The sequence below is a fragment of the Peribacillus sp. NPDC060253 genome, assembly GCF_042727425.1.
Lineage (GTDB): Bacteria > Bacillota > Bacilli > Bacillales > DSM-1321 > Peribacillus.
Genome location: NZ_JBHXAS010000056.1, coordinates 1 through 21,999, shown reverse-complemented (window position 1 = coordinate 21,999; position 21,999 = coordinate 1). Strand labels below are relative to the sequence as shown.

The following is a 21,999-nucleotide window of genomic DNA, read 5'->3' as shown; positions in this document are numbered from 1 at the left end:
AACTAAACCAATAGCTAGTTCCTATAAAATGTTAAAAAGAATAGAATGCCCCTTTTTAATTTAGAGCTTTTCTTAGAGCCTCTATATTCCGCCTCATTATAACAAAGCAACCTTCGTCATTCTTTATATTTTCATCGGTAAATGAGTTTAGATTGTGCAACGTCAATGCTTCTACGCCTGCTTCATTTTTACTATTTCTGCAATTTTATTCGTTACGCTACTTCAAAGAAAATATACTCGATATTATCCTTTTTTACAGTGTCTATTAATTTCACCATTTGTTTTTGCGAAGGCTCATCTGTAGGAGAAAGTCGGCTAATTCCTATTTGATTTAATCCGGTCCAGCCCAACAGATTACCTTTTTAATAAACAAGAATAATCAACTTATAACAGGAACATGTCGCAAATAAAAAGGATAACAGTCGAAAGTTATGGTTTGTGTTTATGATTTGGCATCAATTTTTATATAGAGAATACTTACGATTTAACTATTCACATGGGAACCAAACAACAAAAAGCAAGCGATACTCAGGCATTTATGAAACTTTGCTTGTTTTTTTATTTTCCTAGAAAAAACCATCTAATTAGATTGGATCAATTAGGATAATGACTACTATTAGCTTAATTAAGATTCTCCATCCCCATTATCAAAAAATGCATCAAATCCTCCATCAAAATCCTCTGTTGCTTCTTCAAACATTTCCTCAACATCAAAACCTTCCATCATCTCAGTTAATAACATCGTCCCTAAAACACCCACTGCTAATCCACCAATCATACCAGGTATAGCATTTCCCATTTGGGAAGTATGAACTTGTTGATGGTTTGTTGAATAAGAAAACGGTTGTGAAAAAGCATAAGGCTGTTCAATAGCTTCTGATATATATTTTCCAAGTAGTTTTTCAAGTTCGGCTTCATGCTCAAGAACATTTTGATTTAAATGAAATTCACGTTTTGCTTCAATTTCCTTGTAGCCGCTTTTACAGTCAACTTCCATCCATACCCGGATACCTGATTCTTCATTGGCAAACCTCATTTCAACTTCATTTACCTGTCCCAAGTATTGTTGAGTGGGAAAAAAAGCAAATTCCTGTCCATATTGGTCGAGTTTACCCGAGTCGGCTGTTTCCCGAAAACCTAGTTGGCTCATTGCATTAAAAATGGATTGGATAGATTCCTGGGATTGGATGACTAGCCTGTCTACATCTTTGCGGTCGAACCCACCCTCAATATCAAGATGTGTATCCAGATAGTATGAGACAGTCCCCCTTGAAATAGGAATATTCGTTGGTAGGACGTAATGAAAAGGGATGACCTTACGTTCTTTGGAGAGAATACGGTCTCGATTAACTAATGGTATATGGGCAACTTCCTTCGAAACGCTTCCTTGTTTTAATACCACATTCATCATGAGTCGGACAGTCAATTGATTGATTTTCTGTTCCACCTCACCACCTTGTATAATAACCTCCCCTTGGATGTTTTCTCCCGCTTGATAATTACGATTGTCACATTGTAAATCTACAGTTGCGGCTCCTTTTCCTAAACTTGCTAAAATTTTTTTGAACATGTTTTCCTCTTCCTTTCGAGATTATCTCAAACCGTCTTAAGAATATGTAAGTAAAATGGGGCGTAATAAAAAATGACAAGAAATCTATTCGTATTTCTTGAGAATTCTAAATTATACTCTGATATTAATACGTCGAAAAATGAAAATAGTTTCAAATAATTTAACTAATAACTAGGCTTTGTTAATCGATGTTATAGTTTTCACTAGATGGACAAAATAGTTAAGAAGATTTCACAATAAACAGGGGGGAATATGCTTTTTCATATTATCATTGGGTTTATCTTTCCTTGGATTGTAGGAGGTTATTTGTTAAGAAATCACACAAGCCTGTTTACTATTTTTTATCCTAGTACTACAGCGACGAGCTTTTTTATAAATGAAATTGGATTTAATTACTTTTGGAAGATGTCTATAAATGAATGGAATGTAAATTGGAGTGGGTTCAGTTATCTAACGCGATATTCAATTGTATTTATTACAAATTAGTCCAAAAATTTATTTTCTTCAACGAACGAGTGGGTTAATGGAAAAAGACATGCAAAGGAGCATGTTTCAGGCCCTTATTTCTTTTGTTTAATATATCAACAGTAATGTATTTAATGGGAACAAGCTTATTACTTAGTTAAATAATTTAACAAATTATTAGCAGTATCCTAAAGCCATTTTTTCAGAGTACAGGAGATCAGTGCTACTACTTTGGAAAGAGAACCTTAACCGTATTCGCTAATGTTTTTTATTTTTTTTCCGGAATGCGTTGACTGCTAATAACAATAATGGAAGAACAAGTCCGTACGTTGAAACGTATAGCGGCCAAACTTCTTTGTCAAATGTGATTAAATGGGCGACATTGGGATGTATAATTAAGGAAAGCGAAACCACGATCATCCCTAAAGGTAGCGTGAGTGGGCGATAATTGTTCATTTTCAACGTTTGTGCAAGACCGATAACGGATGCGTACAAATATAACGCCATTTTAAAATAAATTGTGAAAAGCCATATGATGGCCATTATGGCTTCTATCCGTTGCAAAAAATCCCCTACGTTTAACTTCCTAGCCAAAGCATAACTTGGATACATCTGTCTGGCGGTATTATCAGCACCTAAAATTAAAATAGTTAAAGCGATAAGGATGATTAAAATGATTCCGGCGATTAGAATTCCGAAAAAAAAGTTTTTTTCAGCTACTTTTGGTTGATTCACTGAAACAGGAAAAATCATTAATAAAACAATCAAAGGCAAAGAAAAAACACCTGTAAAAAGAAAAACAGCCCGTATCATCGGTTTTAATCCTGTTTCAAATACGGGTTGTATGTTTTCAAACTTCAATTGATCTGGAGATAATAATACTGATACCACTAGAATTACGAATAAAAAAATAATGAAAGGAAATAAAATTTCTCCAGTTCGTGCCAACGTTTCAAGACCAAGGTGAATTCCCATAATTAAGATGAATGCGAAAAGAATATGGATCGCTTCAATAGGGGTGTCCGGCATGATCTGTGTCGTCAAGAAATTACCAACATAAAACAATAGTTCTGTAGAGGAGTAAAGTGAAAAGAAAACAAACGTAAGAGAAACTGCCTTACCTAACCATTTGCCGAAAATTGTTTCATTGATTTCAACAAGTGTCATAGTGGGGAACAGCCTGCCTAGATATATATATAAAGCCACCAGCAATAAACCTATGCCTACACCGATTACAGCTGCAACCCAAGCATCTTGTTTTACCTCTTGAGCCAGACTTCCAGGAATCACCAAGATGGTCGTACCTATAGAAAATAAAATAACTAATATTGAAAATTGCCGAGCACTAATTTTAATATCTTTTATCATAATTCAACATCCTATCAATGGGTATTCCCCTATTGTTGACCTTGTTTTGTTAGAATAAACTCTAGCTTTAGGAGTGCTGCAACATTTGGCGTCGGTCAATGGTAGCGCACCGAAGGGAGCAGTAAGGTGTTGACGGACTCATCTAACCAAAGACACTCTTGGTATGGAACTAACCAAACTTTGTTCCTGCCTATCGGCGAGGGAGCATTCCAGGATTCGAAGGTTGGGAGGTTGACTTTTTTAGTGCAATCCGTGCTACTTTGGCTGGGTGGTGGGCGAGTAGCCTACCATCTTAAAGTGGGAGCGAAGCGTATTTCGATAGCAAACACACAAGGATTTTAGAATGGCTGCTTCCAAGATTATTGGAGTGGGCATTCTAAGTTGTCCAAATGTAACCCCATTCATTGTATAAAACCAACCAATTATTTTATATTTTCCAGGAATGAATTACCAACCGTACCGACTCGCCGGATTTCTCCTTGTACCTTTATATGTACAGGTAAGTTCTCAAAATTTTTATCCCAATCTTTTTTGAGATTTTTCCAGGCTGTAGGGTCAGCTCGATGAATCGCCTCACCAAATCCAAAAATGTCTACGTTATATTTTTCCTGTACCTGTTTTATTGCCTTTTTGAAAAATTCCTTCGATTCTTTTTCATAAATTTCCTCTAATTTTTCAATCGTTTCTGGTTTTGTTAAATCGATATGGCACTCTACTTCACCTACATTGCCTTCCACACTAACATTTAGATCTATTTCAGGTTTTCCATTCTTTATCTTACCTTTCAATTCCGTGTTTGACTTTTTCACTTCATACACAGCTTTTCCGCCTTTAGGACACGGTATATTCACAACTGTACTTTTCTCCTTATTTGTAATGACGTTATACGTTTTACTTTGTTTTTCATCTAACCAACCGACTAATTTATCCTTTTTGAATACAGCTAGGTTTCCATACGTTATTCGAGCAGGGGGATCAATCATTTCTACATTCTGTTTGCTCAAAGAAGTTTCTTCATTACCTTTTATAACTGCTTGGATTCCTGTTAACACCGGTTTTTTTCCGTCACTTACCATACCCGCGATCAATTCATCTAATGTAACGGCACTTGTACCTGCCCATGCTTTTTCTGAAACTAAAAGGGTACTAAACATTTTATTGGCAGGTATTTTTTCTATAGCTGTTGGTACCTTCAGGATATCTTCTGCTTTCATTCCCTTAGCTACGACGGTATAAAAATCTGATCGCACTTCCCAGTCTCTTGAGAGAAGATCTAACGGTTTTCCAATGCCTTCTCTTGCTAATGACTCACCAATCACTAGTATTCGTAGATGTGAAGGATAAATTTTCCTTGGGGATTCCTTTGTCATTTTTCGGAAAGCTTCAAATACGGTTTTCCCTGTGGCCTGATAGATGATGACGGGTGAAAGGCCGGTACCTCCACTGTCCTTCCCAGCTACTTCAGCTGGATTTACTACTTGGGCGGTTACGAGATATTGTCCATTCTTTGTAATATCCAACCCTATGGCCAGCGTAATAGCAAGTTCATTTAATTCACGACGATTCCAGCAACCCGTAGTGAATAATAGAAATACAATCAGCACGATAAGCATTGTAAAGTTCCGTTTCATAGGTTAAAGTCCTTTCGCTCGATTTTTTTCTATTATTTGGTTTATTACGGATTATTTTAAAGTGACGATTTCATTTTTAACCCATCTTCGCTCTTGATCAAACGTTGAAATTAAAGAACTACCGTATGTTGACTTTTCTTCTAGGGATGAGCATCATCAGCTTATCTATTGTCTATTTTTAAACATCTATTAAGACTATATTGATTCCTTATTCTCCATCTTGTAGGCTTTTTTTTCTCTCAACTATTATTAGGGCTAGCGTTCGAAAAAAATAAACCCTGATCGAAAAATAAATTCACACTTAAAAGATTAGAATATATGTTGCGGTAAATGCTTCTAAAAAGATAAAAACCTTCAGGGATTTAATAGTCGTTGGTCCGAAGGAGGAACAGGATCGGAACCGCCAACCTTTGATTCGATGATTTAAAATGTTAATGATAAATTCCATTTTCACTTTAATAATTTCTCAATCATGTCGGAAAGCGGTTTATAAATAGCTGTAATCCAATCTAGTGGATTGGGAATCTTGATATTCAGCGCTTGGGCAATGCTTAATGCGGTTCCGAATAGTAGAAGAATGGAAAATATCCATAGTTCCTTTTTTAATTTTTTCCTCATCAGAGGAGGAACATCAATCGCGATGATCGCAGCGATGATGACAAGGATTCCTGCAACAGCCACCACTTTTGAATACTCCTTTCTCTATTTGCTTTATGAATAGGATACGGTACGGTCAAATCATTGCATCTACCTATACATTTACAGACAAGTTAAAATACCAATCCTTCTTATACCTTTTAGCTAGCTTAGAACCGCCATGAAATGACTTCATCCAATCTAAATAGAAGCATTTTGTGTATTTTGACGCCATTTAGATAACTTTAGTTTCAATCTTATATTTTATTCCGTGGCGGTTTCGATGCTGAATTTTGTTCACGTTTATTGTTTTTCTGGCTGATTAAACGGGGGCGGGAAAACATCCCCCATCTAGGTACCCGAATAAACGTATCCTTCATGTCTTCACGAATAAAAGGACCAAAAGGACTCATATAGGGAACCCCAAAGGAACGCAAGCTGCACATGTGAAGAACAAGTGCAATGAACCCAACGACTAACCCGAATATGCCAAAAGAAGCCGCAAGCGCCATCATCGGGAAACGAAGCATTCGAATCGACATGGACAAGGAAAACGCAGGAAGCACAAAGCTTGAAATAGCCGTGATTGCAACAACGATTACCATGGCAGCCGATACGATTCCAGCCTCTACTGCTGCTGTTCCAATCACCAGTGTTCCCACAATAGATATAGCTTGTCCTATGGCCTTTGGCATTCGCAAACTAGCTTCTCGCAAGATTTCAAACGCCCCTTCCATCATGAGAGCTTCAATGAAAGCAGGAAAGGGAACCCCTTCTCGTTGAGCGGCTAGATTAATCAGCAGTGGAGTTGGTAACATTTCCTGATGGTACGTGGTGATAGCGATATATAAGGATGGTCCTAGTAGAGCAATAAAAATAGAAAAAAAACGAAGCAAACGAATAAGGGTGCTAATGTCTGCACGCTGATAATAATCTTCCGCAGCCTGAATAAAGGAGATGAACAGGGCAGGAACGACTAGAACTACTGGCGTTCCGTCCACTAGTATGGCAACTTTCCCTTCCAAAAGCTCCGCGGCAATTACATCAGGACGTTCCGAATAATATATAGTCGGAAAGGGACTGAACGTTTCATCTTGAATCAATTCCTCAATATAACCACTTTCTAGGATTCCATCGATATCGATTCGATCCAGACGCTTGTGCACTTCTTCGACGACTTTGTCATTCACAATTCCATCGATATACATGATCGCTATATCGGTTTTGGTCAATTCTCCAATTTTTTTCGATTCCAACCAAAGTCGAGGAGTTTTTATTTTTCGGCGAATTAACGCCGTATTGGTACGCAAGTTCTCCGTAAAACCTTCCTTTGGCCCCCGAACGACGGTTTCCGTGGTGGATTCCATTACACCACGGTCTTTTCCTCCACGCATCCCGATTGTAAAACCTTGTGCATGTCCATCCAATAAGAGAATAACATCCCCTGATAACAGGGAAGTCAGTAAAGAACTGAATTCCGTAACATCCTGTATGTCTCCAACCGCAAGGATGCGATCTTTCAATACTTGTAAAACGTTCTGTTGAGACGATATAAAATGCTTCTGATCGGGAGGGATATCTAACATGAGTGATTCCATGATAAAGTTCTGAATGGAATTAGTGTCCACCAAACCATCTGTATAAAAAATACATGCTTTAACGATTCCCTCTTTGCCAATTTGTATTTCTCTAATCACGATGTCGCCGCTATTTCCAAGCTGTTGTTTTACATACTGAATGTTTCCTTGGAGACTTGTATTTAACAAGTCTTTGTTCGATTCCTTATTTTGATCGTCTTGTTCGAATGAGGAGAGGTTAACTCTGTTTTTTCTTTGTTTCTTAAAAAAACTCATACATTTTATCCCCCACTCAGTCTTTTTTTTCTTCAGAAGGTGGACTTATTAATTTACTTTCAAAATTATTGAGAAAAGATCCGATAAGATAATTTGAAAAAAATACATTTTTATCCATGTTTTTCACTTTAACACCCTTCCTTTAAAAGCCCCATACATAATAGAGTTTTGTAATCATTATCGATTGTTCAACATTTCATTCCCTTTGTATGTAATGTGATAATATAATATTTACTTTTTGGTCTATCTTGTGTTTCTTCCAATAAGAAATTGCACAGAATATTTCTAGTTATTCTATTTAATATTGGATATATGGAAAACGTTAGGGTTTTGAAATGTAGGTGTTTTTTGAAAGCACTTGTCATTTCAAATTTTATTCACTACTATGTATTTGCTAAGGTACATTTATATAAATAATCTTGACTTTAAGCCATGAAGATTCACAGACGAGCAAGTCATTGCTGTTCTCTAAAGATTCTTTCTTATTTTTATGTTTTTCATCTAAATGTTCACTAAGTTCCTGTTTGTTTGAAGCATTGTTCATTTTCTTTTAACACTCCAAGTTTATAGTGTTACCGAATGAAGTGTTCGATTTTCTCACTATTATCATGCCTATTTCCCAATTTTTAATACATTAGGGAATAAATAGTTGAACAAGAGTGTTTCGGGATTTAGGAAGCCTTTTAGTCATCTCTACATTGGACCAAACACCTTTATTTAAATAAGGACATTTTATAAAAAAAAGATCCCTTTCGAGAAATTGTTTTTTCGAAACCTCTTCTGTAAGGTGACTTATGTAAACGTCTCTTATTTTAGGTAAATCCCAAGGAATTTGACTAATTGCATGGGATTTACAGGTTAGTATTTTTTCTTTAGAAAGAAGGGGTTTAATTAAACCAAGATTTTAAGAACATCCTTTAGTCGGCAACACAATGAATATTCGATGGAAAAAAAGGAGAAAATAGTTAAAATGTGGTGGGAGTTTTATCAGGAGGTGAACGAATTATTGAAGACCAAAATATCAGTACAACAATTTATGATAATAGTGATCTTATTTACAGTTGGAACTTCCATATTAATTTACCCGGCAAGTGTAGCAGCTGAGGCAAAGCAAGATGCATGGATTACGGCAATACTCACTACGGGCATTGGTTTATTATTCATATGGTTATTTAGTGCTTTAGGTAGTATTGTCCCTCATTTGACTTTAATCGAAATGTGCATGAAACTACTTGGTAAATGGTTAGGTACCATAGCTGCTATCATTTTTATTTCCTTTTTCTATTATAGTACTGCTGCATTGCTATTCTATATAGGCAATTTCTTGACAACACAAATGATGCCTGATACCCCGATGATAACCCCAATTATTCTTTATTTAAGCATTTTAGTTCTGGGAGTTTACCTTGGAATCGAAACCTTCGCTCGTTTTGCAGAGGTAGTTTTCCCTATTGTAATACTACTTTTATTGATTTTATTCATCTCCAGTAGCCCGCAGTTTGAATTTCAGAACTTTCTGCCTGTATTTGAGGTAGGGATTAAGCCTATCATACGGGGTGGAATTCTCATTTTTATTAACTCTTTTCTGATGCCTATTACTTTATTAACGATTTTCCCCTCTCACCTAAATCAAACCAAACAAGGTAGAAAAGCGTTTATAATGGGGGTTTTTATCGGAGGGATTATACTTGACATCATAATTGTGATAAGTATTTTGGTTTTGGGGGATTACATCACTTCGATTGAAATGTATCCAAGCTACGTTTTAGCACAAAAAATTAATATCGGAAATTTTTTTCAACGGATAGAAGCTATCGTGGCCATAATATGGTTTATCACGATCTATATCAAGATGTTTATATATTTTTATGGAACAGTCGTAGGCCTTGCAAATATGTTGAAGTTAGATGATTACAAACCAATTGTCCTTCCATTAGGGTTGACTTTAGTACCTTTTTCCTTACTTATGTATCCAGATGTACCTTATATGCAAAAATGGGAATCGACAAGTTGGGTACCATATGCCTTAACGATTGGTATATTTCTCCCATTATTATTACTAGGAGCAGCTGTATTTAGAAAATACATTCTTAAAGAAAATCTACAAAATCAAAAGTAATTTATGTCGATGTTTAAATATGGTCAATTTTTGGTTCTGGTGCAAATATGACCTGTTAGAAACATAGAATCTCAATATTCTTTTCATCTATGTATTGTGATGCTACTCCAAATAATTTATAGATGAATCCAATCTCGCTTTGGACAGACCTCACCCCTTGTACATAAATAAACATAAGTTCTTAAAACATAAATACCCTCTCATTGCAAATAAAGCCATGTTCGCAACGTTTGTCCAAATGTGAAAAAGAGCAACATAGTTGCTCTTTACAGGTTTTTTTCTGATTAATAAGATTCATATTAGATCTACATATAAAGTTTAATATGCTTAATACCGGTTATCACTGTGGCAGTTATCCCTACGAATATAATTACCAGCATTGAATAAAAAAGTCTTAAATCCTTTAATGTGAAAACTCCAATTAAAATAATAAGGAAATCCAATATTAACAATGCAACTCCAACATTTATAGAGAACAACTTTGAAAAAATTAATGCTAATAAATCGATGCCACCAGGACTAATATGCTCCCTTAGCATAAATCCAACTCCAATACCAATTATGGTACCACCAAAAATTGTGCTATATATAGTTGGCAAGTGGATCATGAGCTGCAGTGGGGTTAACAAAGCAATTATTATACTAGAAAGTGTTATTCCTAACAAACCGTTAACAAAATAGGTTTTATCATACACACTGGCAACAAGATAAATCGGGACATTTAAGCAGATGAATGTAATCGCAATATGAAAACCCAGTAAATAATTAAGAATTAAACTAACGCCCCAAAACCCTCCATTTATAAGGTGGATTGGTATAATAAAACCATTAATGCCAATCCCCATCAATAAGCTTGATAATATGGTTATCGATACTTTTCGATTCATCAAATCATCCTTTGTCCAAATCTTATACAATATATGGTCAAGATAAGATTTTTATACAAAGAGTAGGAAGATAATATTTTTCATTAATTCTTCATTTGCATTTAAAGGGTTTTGAACAATAGTATCACTCATTAAAATGAAATTTAACTTTCTTTCAAAGGTTCTGGTGCAAAGATAACACTCTATTGAAAGAGGCATTTATTTTCGATTATCAGTAAAAACGATCCTTTTTTTATATTCTTATAGCTTCAACTTATTTTAATAACGATTCAATCTGTCTTTTAGCCCTTTTACCTTCTGGAATCGGAAACAAGGGAAAAACATGCATCATACCTTGATATTCATAATATTGAAAGTGACTAGGATTTTGATTTATCATTTCACGTGTATCTGGATTAGTTATATCATCAGTTCCAGAAAATACTATGATATTAGTAGTCTGATCAAAGTCCCCTTTCATAGGACTTAGAAGGACATCCGTTAAAGAACGATTTCCTGCAAACGATTTTCTAATATCCTTTAATGCTGGTATTGCAGTGATAGGATCTCGTTTTTGAACTACTTCGATTTGTGGATTTTGCAATTCAAGATCAACTAAAGGTGAAATAGCGATTACTTGTTTAGGAAAATGTAATTCTTGTTCTTTTAACAATTGAATAAACGCTAACGAAATTGTGGCTCCAGCAGAGTCACCCATTATTGTTAATTCCCCTTTGTTTTTGATGATCTTTTGATAGATATCTAGCAAATAGTTCATCACATCATCTATATTATTTTTAGGTGCCAAGGGGTATAACGGTACAATTACATTAATATTGGCATTTTTCATTAGATTATCTATAAATGCCCAGTGCAGCGATGAAATAGGTAATACAAAGCCTCCCCCAGGCAAATACATTACTGTCTTTGACGATTCTTTTGTTCGAGAACATAATGTATACATTGGATATCCGAAGCTAGAATGAATTTCAATATTATATTTCTTGTACATCGCCTTACTTGGTTTTGCGACATCACACTGTTTTTTCTTTATAAGTATTTCAAGTTCTGATCCTTGCTTCGTCCAGACAGAATTAATTTTAAAAATTTTTGCCAATAATTTTATTAATTTACTTTGTAGACTTGTCATAATCTACATCCTTTTTGATTTCCTCTGCCCAATTTACTTCAGTTTGCAACTGTTCAATTTGTAATTTAATAGAAGAACTCGCATTTTTCTTAAAGGTATCTAAATGTTTAGAATCAAAATCATCAAATTCATTTTGGAATTTATTTAACTGTTTCAATAAGAACTCTTGCTGTCTATGACAACGTTTAATAAAATCCTGAGTTAAATGCAATATATCACTAGCTTGTAAAAGCCCGAAGTTATTAGCCTTAATATGGAATAATTTAACGAAATTCACACTTTCAGTTGTATCTAACATAAGGGAAAAAAAACGTTCTTTTCCTAAACTAGTAATTTTATAAGTTTGTGAAGAATGATTTGATTTAAATGGTATATCTTCATTTGTATATTCAATATATCCTTCGCTCAACATCTTTTTTAACAATGTAGATAAAGTACCTCTACTTATTTTGAACCAAGGTTCAATTATTTTGGAAATAAAATATGCGTGAGCTGGAAAATTCATCAATATTGATAAAATAAATATCTCGTACATGTTGTCCTCCAAATAGTTTTAAAACAACCGTTTTATTAAAACTATAATTCATTTCTGATGAATGTGCAATACCGTAAGGTCAAGGCTATAAGAAACCCCCATTATTTGTGAACTAACCTGCTCCGTTGGTTCAATAAGAAAAAGTCTCAAAACTTATCCTTGTAAATAAAGATAAATTTGAGACCTTTTATTGGACTACGCTGCCGAAGCAACTCCCTTATTGAAGTAAAGCACCCGTTATTTGGAGAAAATTTTCAAGAAGTTCTTTGTTTCGTACTGTTACCGTCAATTGTCTTAATTTTTTTAATGAAATAATAATGCTTGTAGAGGGCGAGCACTACCAACAAGATTTTCACTAAAAGGATGTCCACATAAAATACAGAAATTACGATGAAGAAATCGGCAATTAAATTGATTCTGATTTTCTCTTTTCGAGTCATACCTTTTTTTTGTAAGAATGCTTCAACGTATTTTTCATATAATGAGGTGCTTTTAAACCAGTTTTCAATCTTCTTGGAACTTTTCGCAAAGCAAAAAGCAGCGAATAAGTAAAACGGTCCACCCGGTAGAACAGGTAACACAGTCCCTGCAACACCAATCACAAGGGATATGAATCCAAGCAGCAAAAATAGTATACTTTTTACTTTTTTAATGGTAATCACCTTTTTATTTATATTCTATTCCTTTTATACGTAAAGAGGAAGTAAACTTTATCAATGGCTATCAATTCTGGTTAGGTGAAAATAGGAACCAGTGTACGTTATATTTAATTTTTATATACGATCAACTAAGATAGTAGATATCTTCTTTTTCACATCAAAGCCTGTTTATAGACGAAGCAGCGATTAATCATGCCGTTTTTTGGATACTTCCGATAACCGTTGAAATTCCGAATCAGACTGCTCATTCGTTTTGTCTTTTTAGCTTTTCGTTTACCGTTTGGTAATTGCTTCAATCGATCTAATAACTCTTGTCCTTTTTTATCCAAATATCCAATCATTTTAGAGTAGCGTCAGGAAAATACAGAATTACAACGTTTGAAATTCCAATATTAATAAGCCCAATTTCTTAGTATTGGTATTAAGAAATTGGGCCTTTTCGTTTTTTAGTGTTGTAAATCCGCGTTTTGTTGGCGTTACCTCTACATCATCAAAGGCTTTGAATAGGTCGAGTCATATTAATATCTGCGAATCTAGCCAAATTAACTACGTTGTAATTCTTCTTTGACGATAAGGAATGTTTTGAGCAGTTACAACTGCATGGTTATAATTACGCAAAATTTCATGTTCGACTGTGGTTGTTGGATCACCGTCAGGTAGAATTATCCGTTTCTATGCGGACGGATCCGATGAGAGTTGTTTTGCTGTATCGAGAAATTGTTTAACCATGGTTGAATTGTCATCGGTTCTCCAGGCAATGCTCATTTCCACGCGCGGGGCTTCTCCCTCGATGTTCACATACGCGACGTCCCGTGCATGTAAATTCCCTGTTGATCTTGGTACGATACTTATACCAAGTCCTGCAGCAACCAACCCAACAACTGTCTGTATTTCTTTCACGTTTTGACGGATGATTGGGCTGAAGCCAGCATCGTGACATTTCGAGAGGATATCATCGTACCAGCTCGGCCAAACCTCCCTATCCACTAATATAAATCTTTCTGTGCTGAGATCCCCCATTGATATTGAAGCGCGTTGGGCGAGTGGATGCAACTTCGGTACGACGGCGATACAAGTCTCTTGATGAACTGGCAAGAGTGATATGAGCGGATCAACCACAGGATTTCTTACAAAGCCGATGTCGATGTCCTTACTGTGAAATGCCTCAATCTGCATTGGTGTAGGCATCTCACGAAGAACCAAATCTACATATGGAAACTGCTCATTAAAAGCCCGAATAATAATTGGGAAAATATAGAATGTTGCAGATCCGACAAATCCCAGTACTAACCGACCAAGCATTCCCATCTCTGCCTTTAGAGCTGCAGCCTTAGCACACTCTAATCGGGTAAGGACAGGGCGAACTTCTTGCAAGAAAACCTTGCCCGCGTTTGTCAGCTCTACATGTCGTTTTGTTCTCTCAAACAACTTCACTCCAAGTTCCCTTTCAAGTTGTAAAATCTGTTGACTTAAAGGTGGTTGTGTCATCTGTAAGCGTATTGCCGCCCGACCAAAATGCAACTCTTCGGCCACTACAGTGAAATATTCAATCTGACGCAGTTCCACGCTATTATCCCTCCCTAATTAAGTCGTTATTCGACTTAGAAACATGATATTTATATATTAGACACTAATTAATTCTCGTTGTAAAGTGTTGTTAGAGTGGAATAAAGAGATAGAGAAAAAATAATTTTCTAAGGGAGAGGTTCATTCGTATGAATGCTTCGATGGCTATTTTATGTCTTATATGGGGATTTAATTTTGTTATCATGAAATTAGGAAATGGTGCTTTTCCGCCTGTCCATTTTGCAGCATTTCGATTTTTGCTTGGTGCTATCGTACTCCTCGTTGTGTGCTTTATGAAAAGGATACCCCTCCCGAATAAATCGGATATCAAGTGGTACGTTCTTTGCGGACTTCTCCAAACCTGCTATTTTAATATTGCTATCCAAATATCGCTTAACTATGTCAGTGCGGGTCTTACATCTGTGTTGACATACAGTATGCCGCTTTTTTTATCGATCATGGCTCATAGATGGATTCCAGGAGAAAAGTTGACGGCAAGAAAAACGTTTGGAATTGTGCTAGGAATAGCCGGTTTACTTCTTGCCATGAATATCCATTTAGGGGGATCCTCCTGGGCTGTGTTTCTGGCATTAAGCTCCGCTATTTCTTGGGCAATAGCCAACTTACTTTTTAAATTGAAATTAAAGCATTGTGATACCATTCAATTCACTACATGGCAAATGGCGATTGGAGCGATGGGATTATTGATATATTCCCTTTCATTTGAACACGGGGAATCGCATTGGGGAATCATGCCAGCCGTTTATATTCCGTTTGCAGGGATTGTTGCTTCTGCCCTGGCGTTTGTGATATGGACTCATATTTTAAGTCGTACAGAAGCAAGCAAAGCATCGATTTCTTTACTACTTGTACCCGTCGTAGGTGTCATTTCAGGATGTATATTTTTGCATGAAAACATAAAAATAGTTACGTTAGCAGGGATTTTACTTGTCCTGGTAGGAATATGGTTTGTTAATAGTAAAAGTACTCGCGAATCCCATAGGGGCGAAGCAAATGTTGTGGATAAAGTATAGACGGAACGACATTATTGTGGTCCTAACCGGTGTTTTTAATTTCCTTATATCATGACAACCAAAATAGCGCACCGAATAAAACAATAGGGTGGGAAGCCTTGTGTATTGCTCGCAGCGCATTAATTGAATAAGACAAATAAAAAGCCGGTTCCTTTGAACTGCTTTTCGTACATTGATATTGAGTGACTTAAGCGATGTCATACTGCCTTAACGCAATTTACATACAAAAAAAGGATCTTCAAAATGGAGATCCTTTTTTTGTACTTCTATGTGAGATCTAACAAAGTGACGCCAAAAACCTCAACCCCTACTCCTTTCACTAACTCATTCGTTAGCGACAAAAGCCCAAGGCATATTGCTGATTTTGACAACCCTTTTGCTTGGAACTAATTCATACGTGTCTTTTTCGTGTATGCTTGAATTAAAGTGTGACAATAATCGGACCATTTTTAGTAAGGATAATCGTGTGTTCCAATTGAGCTACATAGCTTTTTTCTGTAGCATAGGTCCAACCGTCTTCCATTTGGAATACTTCTTCTTCAAAGGTTGAGATAAATGGTTCGAATGCGATAACCATCCCTTCCTTTAATATTTCATTATCCCATGGATCATAATAATTACAAATATGGTCAGGTGCTTCATGTATTCTACGTCCAACACCATGTCCTGTAAGGTTTTTGATAACAGTGAATCCATGCTGCCTCGCTGTTTCGAATACTGCTTTTCCGATTCTACTTTTTTTGGAACCGGGTTTTGCTTTCTTAAGGCCTGCTTCAAATGCCATTTTAGCAACGTCGCATATTTTCGTTAATACTTCTTCTCCTTCTCCTACTACAAATGAGATTCCTGTATCTGCGAAATAACCGTTCTTTGAAGCAGATACATCTATATTTACTAGATCCCCTTCATGAATAACCCGATTACCCGGAATACCATGTGCCACTTCTTCATTTAGACTAATGCAAGTATAGCCAGGAAAATCATATTCACCTTTTGGAGCTGAAACTGCACCTGCTTTTTCTAAAAGTTCTCCGGCTATATCATCAAGTTCTTTAGTCGTTATCCCAGGAATTGTTCTTTGTACCAATTCATCTCTAATGTAAGCGATAATTTTGCCAATTTCCTTCAAACCATTAAAATCTTCTTCTGTTTTTGCAATCATTTTTTTCCTACCTCATTATCTTTTATCGTCAATTAATTATACCTTTATTTTCTCGAAAGATTCAAGCAATGTAAGATGAGCATATGCTACCCGATTGGATCGCCCTACACGGCCACGTAGCTGATAGAGCTCTTTTTTGCTCTTGATGAAATAACTAAAATAAATTTGACTTCTTATTGACCTAAACAGCCACTTTAGTTGAAGAAATAAATTGTTTTATATTTCTTCTATCAATCCCTATCTTAATTATAAATGATCAAAATCCACAATAAACGAAAAATAGAGTTGCTATTACTGTATGGTAGTAGCAACTCTATTTTTAATTTCTGACAAACTCAACATTAAAATTTGACATAGAATTTATAAAAAGTTTGATCATTTTTTCAACTTACAAACCTATTCATTTATATGACTCATAGCTTGTCCATTAAAGACCTAGCCATATTAAAACGCTTAATCAAGTTTTTTTTAAAACATAAAATACTGCTTTTAAACTGAATCAACTATTTGGAATGGCTGCATAAAAACAAAATTCTATAAGGAATATAGACGTCTTTCAATAAATGCAATCTTAACACCAGAATCGGATATTACCTTTCGCATCTTTCTTTTTGTTTTTACGAGTCACACTATCGACATTATAAGTTAAATTTCAATAAAAGAGAGAAGTATTGGCGTATAGCGATGAGGCGCCGCCAGAGTGTACAAATAGAATATTATCATCCGGCTTAAAGGTGCCTTTTTGTATTAAATCAATAAGTCCCGCTACCGCCTTACCTGTATATACCGGATCCAATAAAATCCCTTCTGTTCTTGCTACGAGTTTGACAGCTTCCACCATTTCAGGCGTAGGTAAAGCATAACCAGGTCCGACATACTCATCAAAACACATAACAGCCTCACGAGGGATTGAATTTGGAATACCGATGTGTGTTGATGTTTCTTTAACAAGCTGAAAAACTTTCTCTTCTTGTTCCTCTTTTCCTCTGCTTACGTTTATTCCAATTACCGATATTCCACTTTGGTTTCCGTGAAATCCAGTCACCAAACCAGCATGCATTCCCCCACTGCCGCTTACGCAAATGACTGACTTCATATCGATTCCTTGATTAAATGACTGTGACAAAATCTCCTGAGCGCAAGCAACATATCCCGTTGCGCCAATCACATTGGATCCCCCGACTGGTATTATGTAAGGTCGATTTCCTTTCTCCGTTACCTCATTAGCTACTTTCTGCATTTCTTGCATTAAGTCCGCCCCATTAGGCACAACTTTGATTTTTTCAGCGCCCAATAAATGATATAAAAAATAGTTACCGTTAAAATCCGGCTCAGAATTTTTTGAAAGTCCCTCTTCCAACACAAGGATACAATTCATTTTCTCTTTAACTGCAGCGGCTAGTGTTAAGCGGCAATGATTTGATTGAATGCCTCCACATGTAATTAACGTATCCGCACCTTTTTCCATTGCATCGGCAACAAGGAACTCTAGTTTTCTCGTTTTATTTCCCCCAGCCGTCAGACCAAGTAAATCATCTCGTTTAAGATAAATGGATGGGCCCCCAAGAACTTCGGAAAAATGATGTAATTTCTCAATAGGTGTATCGGTTGGTGTGTATCGTCGTCTAGGGAATTGTGCTAAATTCATATTAAATCTCCTCCTGTATTCACTGTTTAAGACTAAACCATATGTCAATTAAAGAAAAGAGAATATCAATCTTTTGTTCTCTTTTCAACTATTATGATTAAATCATAGCAACCGCTTCGATTTCAATCATAGCATCTTTAGGTAAACGAGCAACTTCAATCGCACTTCTAGCTGGATAATTATCCGTAAAAAATTCTCCATATACATGATTCATCGCGGCAAAGTGACTCATATCACTTAAAAAAACCGTTGTTTTTATTACCTGCTGTAAGCTTGCTCCCGCCGCTTCCACAACCTTCTTAAGATTCTCCAATGACACCTTTGTTTGCTCCTCAATATTATCAGGCATTTCTCCAGTTTCAGGATGAATTGGCAGCTGCCCTGAAGTATACACTACATTTCCTACTTTAATACCTTGTGAATAAGGACCGATAGCCTTAGGGGCTTCTTTGGTCATGATTGTTTCTTTTATCATATAAACCACCTCTTTTTTTTTGGTAATCCTATTCATACGGAATTGAATTTAATTCCCCTTTAAATAAAACGCTTACATTCAACACAGGCCTTCCCTCTTATTCCTTGCGCTCAAAATCACACTCCATCAGAGGAACTATTTTTGTTTTCTTAATGATTTTATATCCAAGCCAGAGAAGCAAGAATATAGGAAGACCAATGTACGTGGCAATAATTTCTGCCCAGCCAATTTGATGTCCGAAAAAAAGAGTCTGTCCAAGAATGAAAACCACAAAAAACAACAGCGTGATAACCGGGCCCAGCGGGTACCATTTGGCTTTAAACGGCAATTCATTTAGATCTCTTCCTTGAGCTACATAGGCCTTACGGAAGCGGTAATGACTAACGGCAATCCCGAACCATTTGATAAATCCGGTAAGGGCTGAAGCATTTACCAACCAAATAAATACTGAACCATTTCCAAAAAGGGATGCCAAAAAAGAGGCGAGTCCTATAATAGCGGTTGTACAGAGAGCCAACATGGGAATTCCCCTCCTGTTAAGCCGTGCAAAGATTCGTGGTGCCTTTCCTTCTTTCGCCAGTGCCCATAGCATACGTGAAGAAGCATACATTGCTGAATTTGCTGCCGATAAAACAGATGTGAGAAGCACAGCATTCATGACGGAAGCGGCAAATGCCAACCCAGCTCTCTGAAGAACAAGCGTGAAGGGGCTGATAGATACATTTTGAACGCCGGATTTAAGCAGGTTTGGATCCGTATAAGGGATAATCAAACCGATAACAAAAATCGTCAACACGTAGAATATAAGGATTCGCCAGAAGATTGACCGTATTGCTTTCGGTACGTTTTTCGATGGATTTTCTGTTTCACCGGCTGCCGTCGCAATCACTTCAGTTCCCTGGAACGCAAAGCCCGCGATGAGCACTACACTAAAGATAGATACGAGCCCACCATGGAAAGGAGCATCTCCTTGAGTAAAGTTATTGAACCCGACTGAATGTCCTCCCATAATTCCAAAAATCATGGCAACCCCAATAACGAGAAATACGATGATCGAGATGACCTTAATACCGGCAAACCAGTATTCACTTTCCCCATATGCCTTGACTGATAAAACATTTAAGATTAGCAACAAACCCAGAAATAGTGCGCTCCACAAGATAGTAGGTGAGTCCGGAAACCAATATTTCATAATAAGAGTAGAGGCCACTAAATCTGCAGGAACCGTTATCGCGGTTGTATACCAATAGTTCCAACCTAACGCAAAGCCTAACGCAGGATCGATATACTTTGAGGCATAGATGTCAAAGGCCCCCGGGACCGGTAAGAAGGCCGATAGCTCTCCTAAACTATTCATGACAAAATAGACCATGATTCCTACCAAAATGATGCTGCTAGCGCTCCTCCCGGCCCCGCAGTGCTAATCGTCGATCCGCTGGATACAAACAATCCCGTTCCAATAGCGCCACCAATAGCCATCATCGTTAAATGTCTGGGTTTCAGCTTCCTTTGTAAGGATGCTTTTGAATTTCGCTCTTCTAGGGTGTTACTTATCTCTGCTTCTAATTTCCCCATAGTGTATCCCCCTTCAATTTGTATACAAGGCTCAGTTGGCTGTTTTTAATTATTTTTAGAACTTTCAGTCATTTTATAAAATACTTCTCCCTTCTGCTTTTGTCCTCACCCCTGTCAAATTCAGGCGAGAAAATGATATATACACTCTCCCGCTTTCATTTTTAGTATCTCTTAATTGAGAAAAATAGATATTTTTTATGAAGTTAACATAATTTATATTTTTCCAACTTGCGATAAAGAGTAGACAGGCTAATCTGTAGTTCCCGGGCAATTTGTTCTTTATCATGCCGGTATTTTTCAGCTAGGAAATAGCTCTGGATTACGTCTTTTTCAAATTCTGAAATCATTTGTTCTAAACTTAATCCTCTACTCTCGACAGAGAGTTGATCCTGTTGAAGCAGATAGTCAGGTAAGTCATGGAAGGAGACGATATCTGATTCAGCCATATTTGCCATATATTCTACGGCGTTTTCCAACTGCCGTATATTCCCCGGCCAATCATAGCGTATAAGCCATCTCTCCAGCATTGGGTCCAATCTCAATGGGTGCCTTTGCATGATCTTACAATGCTTATGCATGAAATGTTCAAGATACAAAGCGATATCATCACGCCGCTCTCGCAAGGGTTTGGTATGGAGAGGGATGACATTGAGACGGTAATATAAGTCCTCGCGAAAAGTTCCGTTTTGCACCATTTCCTCCAGGTTTCGGTGAGTAGCTGCAATCACCCGTACATTTATCTCGATTGCTTTTTTTCCACCGATTCTTTCAATCTCTCTTTCTTGTAAAACCCGTAATAACTTTGGCTGCAAGAAAAGCGGCATATCTCCAATTTCATCAAGAAATATGGTTCCGTTGTGCGCTAATTCGAATTTCCCCATTTTCCCATTCCGACTTGAGCCGGTAAATGATCCGCCTTCATAACCAAACAACTCACTTTCCAACAAGCTCTCAGGTATGGCTGCACAATTAACTGCTACAAATGAATCCATCCGGCGTTTGCTTTCGAAATGAATCGCTTTGGCTAATAATTCCTTACCCGTACCGCTATCTCCCCTAATCAGGACAGTGGAAGGGCTGTTTATTATCCGTCTTGCTTTTTTAATAACATCCTGAAGCCCGGAATCTTTACCAAGAATGTTTTCAAAAGTAATAGATTTCGGGGGTATCGGGATATCTTCTTGAATTTTGCAACCCGGTTCTTTATCAGGGTCCAGCATTGCTAATTTATTGACTAACAATGTACTAACATTCCGTAGAAACTGGATCAGATTCTCTGATTCTATAATCATTTTCTCCTTTTGTTCATGGGAAAAACCAATCATGCCGATGACGCCAACTGGTTTGTCTTGCTTTACAATAGGAAACCCGATGGTAGCGAGTTCTTTGCATTGATTTACGAATTTACAACTCCTACACTGCGACTCATCTTTTTTCACATCGTAAACCACTCCAGGCTCCCCTGTTTCCAATATCATTCTGAAAAAGGAGCCTTCCGGAGCCGTTTTGCCAATGAGATCTTTATAATAACCAGTTCCGCTAATACGAACGCCTTTTTCATCAAGCACGGTTATATCCAGACCAAGGATTCCTGCTGTGTTCTCAGCGTAATCTTGAATAAACTGCTGCATGCCGATAAAGCCTGCCATATTATCCTCCTTTGCTAATGCGCTATATGAAATAATAA

Annotated in this window: 18 protein-coding genes and 1 pseudogene; 2 read left to right on the top strand and 17 right to left on the bottom strand. The window is 36.8% G+C overall.

Annotated features, from left to right (window positions below; translation table 11 throughout):
- Positions 1-212: 212 nt before the first annotated feature.
- The 6 genes from ACFWE9_RS15370 to ACFWE9_RS15345 all read right to left on the bottom strand — a co-directional run bounded on the left by ACFWE9_RS15370 (position 213) and on the right by ACFWE9_RS15345 (position 7,523).
- Complete coding sequence (locus ACFWE9_RS15370; RefSeq protein WP_356715508.1) at positions 213-350, bottom strand: metal ABC transporter solute-binding protein, Zn/Mn family; 138 nt, start codon at positions 348-350, stop codon at positions 213-215.
- 275 nt (positions 351-625) lie between these two features.
- Positions 626-1,570, bottom strand: a complete 945-nt coding sequence (locus ACFWE9_RS15365) for a sporulation protein (protein ID WP_230162568.1) — start codon at positions 1,568-1,570, stop codon at positions 626-628.
- Positions 1,571-2,293: 723 nt separating this feature from the next.
- Positions 2,294-3,403 (bottom strand): GerAB/ArcD/ProY family transporter, encoded by a 1,110-nt coding sequence (locus ACFWE9_RS15360; RefSeq protein WP_377357531.1) that lies wholly within the window; start codon positions 3,401-3,403, stop codon positions 2,294-2,296.
- Positions 3,404-3,825: 422 nt separating this feature from the next.
- Positions 3,826-5,034: a Ger(x)C family spore germination protein gene (locus ACFWE9_RS15355; protein ID WP_230162572.1), complete on the bottom strand. Its 1,209-nt coding sequence runs from the start codon at positions 5,032-5,034 to the stop codon at positions 3,826-3,828.
- A 450-nt stretch (positions 5,035-5,484) separates the two neighbouring features.
- Entirely contained in the window at positions 5,485-5,718 is a 234-nt protein-coding gene (locus tag ACFWE9_RS15350) for a hypothetical protein (protein WP_230162574.1), read from the bottom strand.
- A gap of 209 nt (positions 5,719-5,927) precedes the next feature.
- Positions 5,928-7,523, bottom strand: a complete 1,596-nt coding sequence (locus tag ACFWE9_RS15345) for a spore germination protein (RefSeq protein ID WP_230162576.1) — start codon at positions 7,521-7,523, stop codon at positions 5,928-5,930.
- 1,006 nt (positions 7,524-8,529) lie between these two features.
- Between ACFWE9_RS15345 and ACFWE9_RS15340 the strand changes: the two genes are divergently transcribed.
- Positions 8,530-9,642, top strand: a complete 1,113-nt coding sequence (locus ACFWE9_RS15340) for a GerAB/ArcD/ProY family transporter (protein ID WP_230162577.1) — start codon at positions 8,530-8,532, stop codon at positions 9,640-9,642.
- 305 nt (positions 9,643-9,947) lie between these two features.
- Here the strand turns inward: ACFWE9_RS15340 and ACFWE9_RS15335 are convergent, their stop codons facing one another.
- The 6 genes from ACFWE9_RS15335 to ACFWE9_RS15310 all read right to left on the bottom strand — a co-directional run bounded on the left by ACFWE9_RS15335 (position 9,948) and on the right by ACFWE9_RS15310 (position 14,418).
- The gene (locus ACFWE9_RS15335; protein ID WP_230162579.1) at positions 9,948-10,529 is read right to left on the bottom strand and encodes a YitT family protein; all 582 of its coding nucleotides are present in this window, start codon (positions 10,527-10,529) and stop codon (positions 9,948-9,950) included.
- A 253-nt stretch (positions 10,530-10,782) separates the two neighbouring features.
- The gene (locus ACFWE9_RS15330) at positions 10,783-11,658 is read right to left on the bottom strand and encodes an alpha/beta hydrolase (RefSeq protein ID WP_230162581.1); all 876 of its coding nucleotides are present in this window, start codon (positions 11,656-11,658) and stop codon (positions 10,783-10,785) included.
- Positions 11,639-12,193 carry a PadR family transcriptional regulator gene (locus ACFWE9_RS15325; RefSeq protein ID WP_230162583.1) on the bottom strand — a complete coding sequence of 185 codons (555 nt, stop codon included), beginning with the start codon at positions 12,191-12,193 and terminating at the stop codon, positions 11,639-11,641. Before ACFWE9_RS15325 ends, ACFWE9_RS15330 begins: the two co-directional genes overlap by 20 nt.
- Positions 12,194-12,447: 254 nt before the next feature.
- Positions 12,448-12,855 (bottom strand): YbaN family protein, encoded by a 408-nt coding sequence (locus tag ACFWE9_RS15320; protein WP_230162584.1) that lies wholly within the window; start codon positions 12,853-12,855, stop codon positions 12,448-12,450.
- A 149-nt stretch (positions 12,856-13,004) separates the two neighbouring features.
- Positions 13,005-13,181 (bottom strand): hypothetical protein, encoded by a 177-nt coding sequence (locus ACFWE9_RS15315; RefSeq protein WP_230162590.1) that lies wholly within the window; start codon positions 13,179-13,181, stop codon positions 13,005-13,007.
- Between the two features lie 343 nt (positions 13,182-13,524).
- Positions 13,525-14,418, bottom strand: a complete 894-nt coding sequence (locus ACFWE9_RS15310) for a LysR family transcriptional regulator (protein WP_230162586.1) — start codon at positions 14,416-14,418, stop codon at positions 13,525-13,527.
- 149 nt (positions 14,419-14,567) lie between these two features.
- Here ACFWE9_RS15310 and ACFWE9_RS15305 point away from each other — a divergent pair, with 149 nt between their 5' ends.
- Positions 14,568-15,452, top strand: coding sequence for a DMT family transporter (locus ACFWE9_RS15305; protein ID WP_377357525.1), 885 nt, complete (start codon positions 14,568-14,570; stop codon positions 15,450-15,452).
- Between the two features lie 421 nt (positions 15,453-15,873).
- On the opposite strand, the gene map is transcribed toward ACFWE9_RS15305, so the two are convergent.
- The 5 genes and pseudogenes from map to ACFWE9_RS15280 all read right to left on the bottom strand — a co-directional run.
- Complete coding sequence (gene map, locus ACFWE9_RS15300) at positions 15,874-16,614, bottom strand: type I methionyl aminopeptidase (protein WP_230162422.1); 741 nt, start codon at positions 16,612-16,614, stop codon at positions 15,874-15,876.
- 652 nt (positions 16,615-17,266) lie between these two features.
- Positions 17,267-18,262: a D-cysteate sulfo-lyase gene (gene cuyA, locus ACFWE9_RS15295; protein ID WP_230162424.1), complete on the bottom strand. Its 996-nt coding sequence runs from the start codon at positions 18,260-18,262 to the stop codon at positions 17,267-17,269.
- A gap of 97 nt (positions 18,263-18,359) precedes the next feature.
- Positions 18,360-18,737 (bottom strand): RidA family protein, encoded by a 378-nt coding sequence (locus ACFWE9_RS15290; RefSeq protein WP_377357522.1) that lies wholly within the window; start codon positions 18,735-18,737, stop codon positions 18,360-18,362.
- A 97-nt stretch (positions 18,738-18,834) separates the two neighbouring features.
- Positions 18,835-20,216 (bottom strand): annotated as a pseudogene (locus ACFWE9_RS15285) (amino acid permease).
- Positions 20,217-20,515: 299 nt separating this feature from the next.
- On the bottom strand, positions 20,516-21,999 hold a 1,484-nt coding region (locus ACFWE9_RS15280), incomplete at its 5' end, for a sigma-54 interaction domain-containing protein (protein WP_377357519.1).

What these genes read in the sequence shown, in the direction of transcription:
- ACFWE9_RS15365 (WP_230162568.1), bottom strand. Translation starts at nt 1,570, where the DNA reads ATGTTCAAAAAAATTTTAGCAAGTTTAGGAAAAGGAGCCGCAACTGTA.
- ACFWE9_RS15360 (WP_377357531.1), bottom strand. Translation starts at nt 3,403, where the DNA reads ATGATAAAAGATATTAAAATTAGTGCTCGGCAATTTTCAATATTAGTT.
- ACFWE9_RS15355 (WP_230162572.1), bottom strand. Translation starts at nt 5,034, where the DNA reads ATGAAACGGAACTTTACAATGCTTATCGTGCTGATTGTATTTCTATTA.
- ACFWE9_RS15345 (WP_230162576.1), bottom strand. Translation starts at nt 7,523, where the DNA reads ATGAGTTTTTTTAAGAAACAAAGAAAAAACAGAGTTAACCTCTCCTCA.
- ACFWE9_RS15335 (WP_230162579.1), bottom strand. Translation starts at nt 10,529, where the DNA reads ATGAATCGAAAAGTATCGATAACCATATTATCAAGCTTATTGATGGGG.
- ACFWE9_RS15330 (WP_230162581.1), bottom strand. Translation starts at nt 11,658, where the DNA reads ATGACAAGTCTACAAAGTAAATTAATAAAATTATTGGCAAAAATTTTT.
- ACFWE9_RS15325 (WP_230162583.1), bottom strand. Translation starts at nt 12,193, where the DNA reads ATGTACGAGATATTTATTTTATCAATATTGATGAATTTTCCAGCTCAC.
- ACFWE9_RS15305 (WP_377357525.1), top strand. Translation starts at nt 14,568, where the DNA reads ATGAATGCTTCGATGGCTATTTTATGTCTTATATGGGGATTTAATTTT.
- map (WP_230162422.1), bottom strand. Translation starts at nt 16,614, where the DNA reads ATGATTGCAAAAACAGAAGAAGATTTTAATGGTTTGAAGGAAATTGGC.
- cuyA (WP_230162424.1), bottom strand. Translation starts at nt 18,262, where the DNA reads ATGAATTTAGCACAATTCCCTAGACGACGATACACACCAACCGATACA.
- ACFWE9_RS15290 (WP_377357522.1), bottom strand. Translation starts at nt 18,737, where the DNA reads ATGATAAAAGAAACAATCATGACCAAAGAAGCCCCTAAGGCTATCGGT.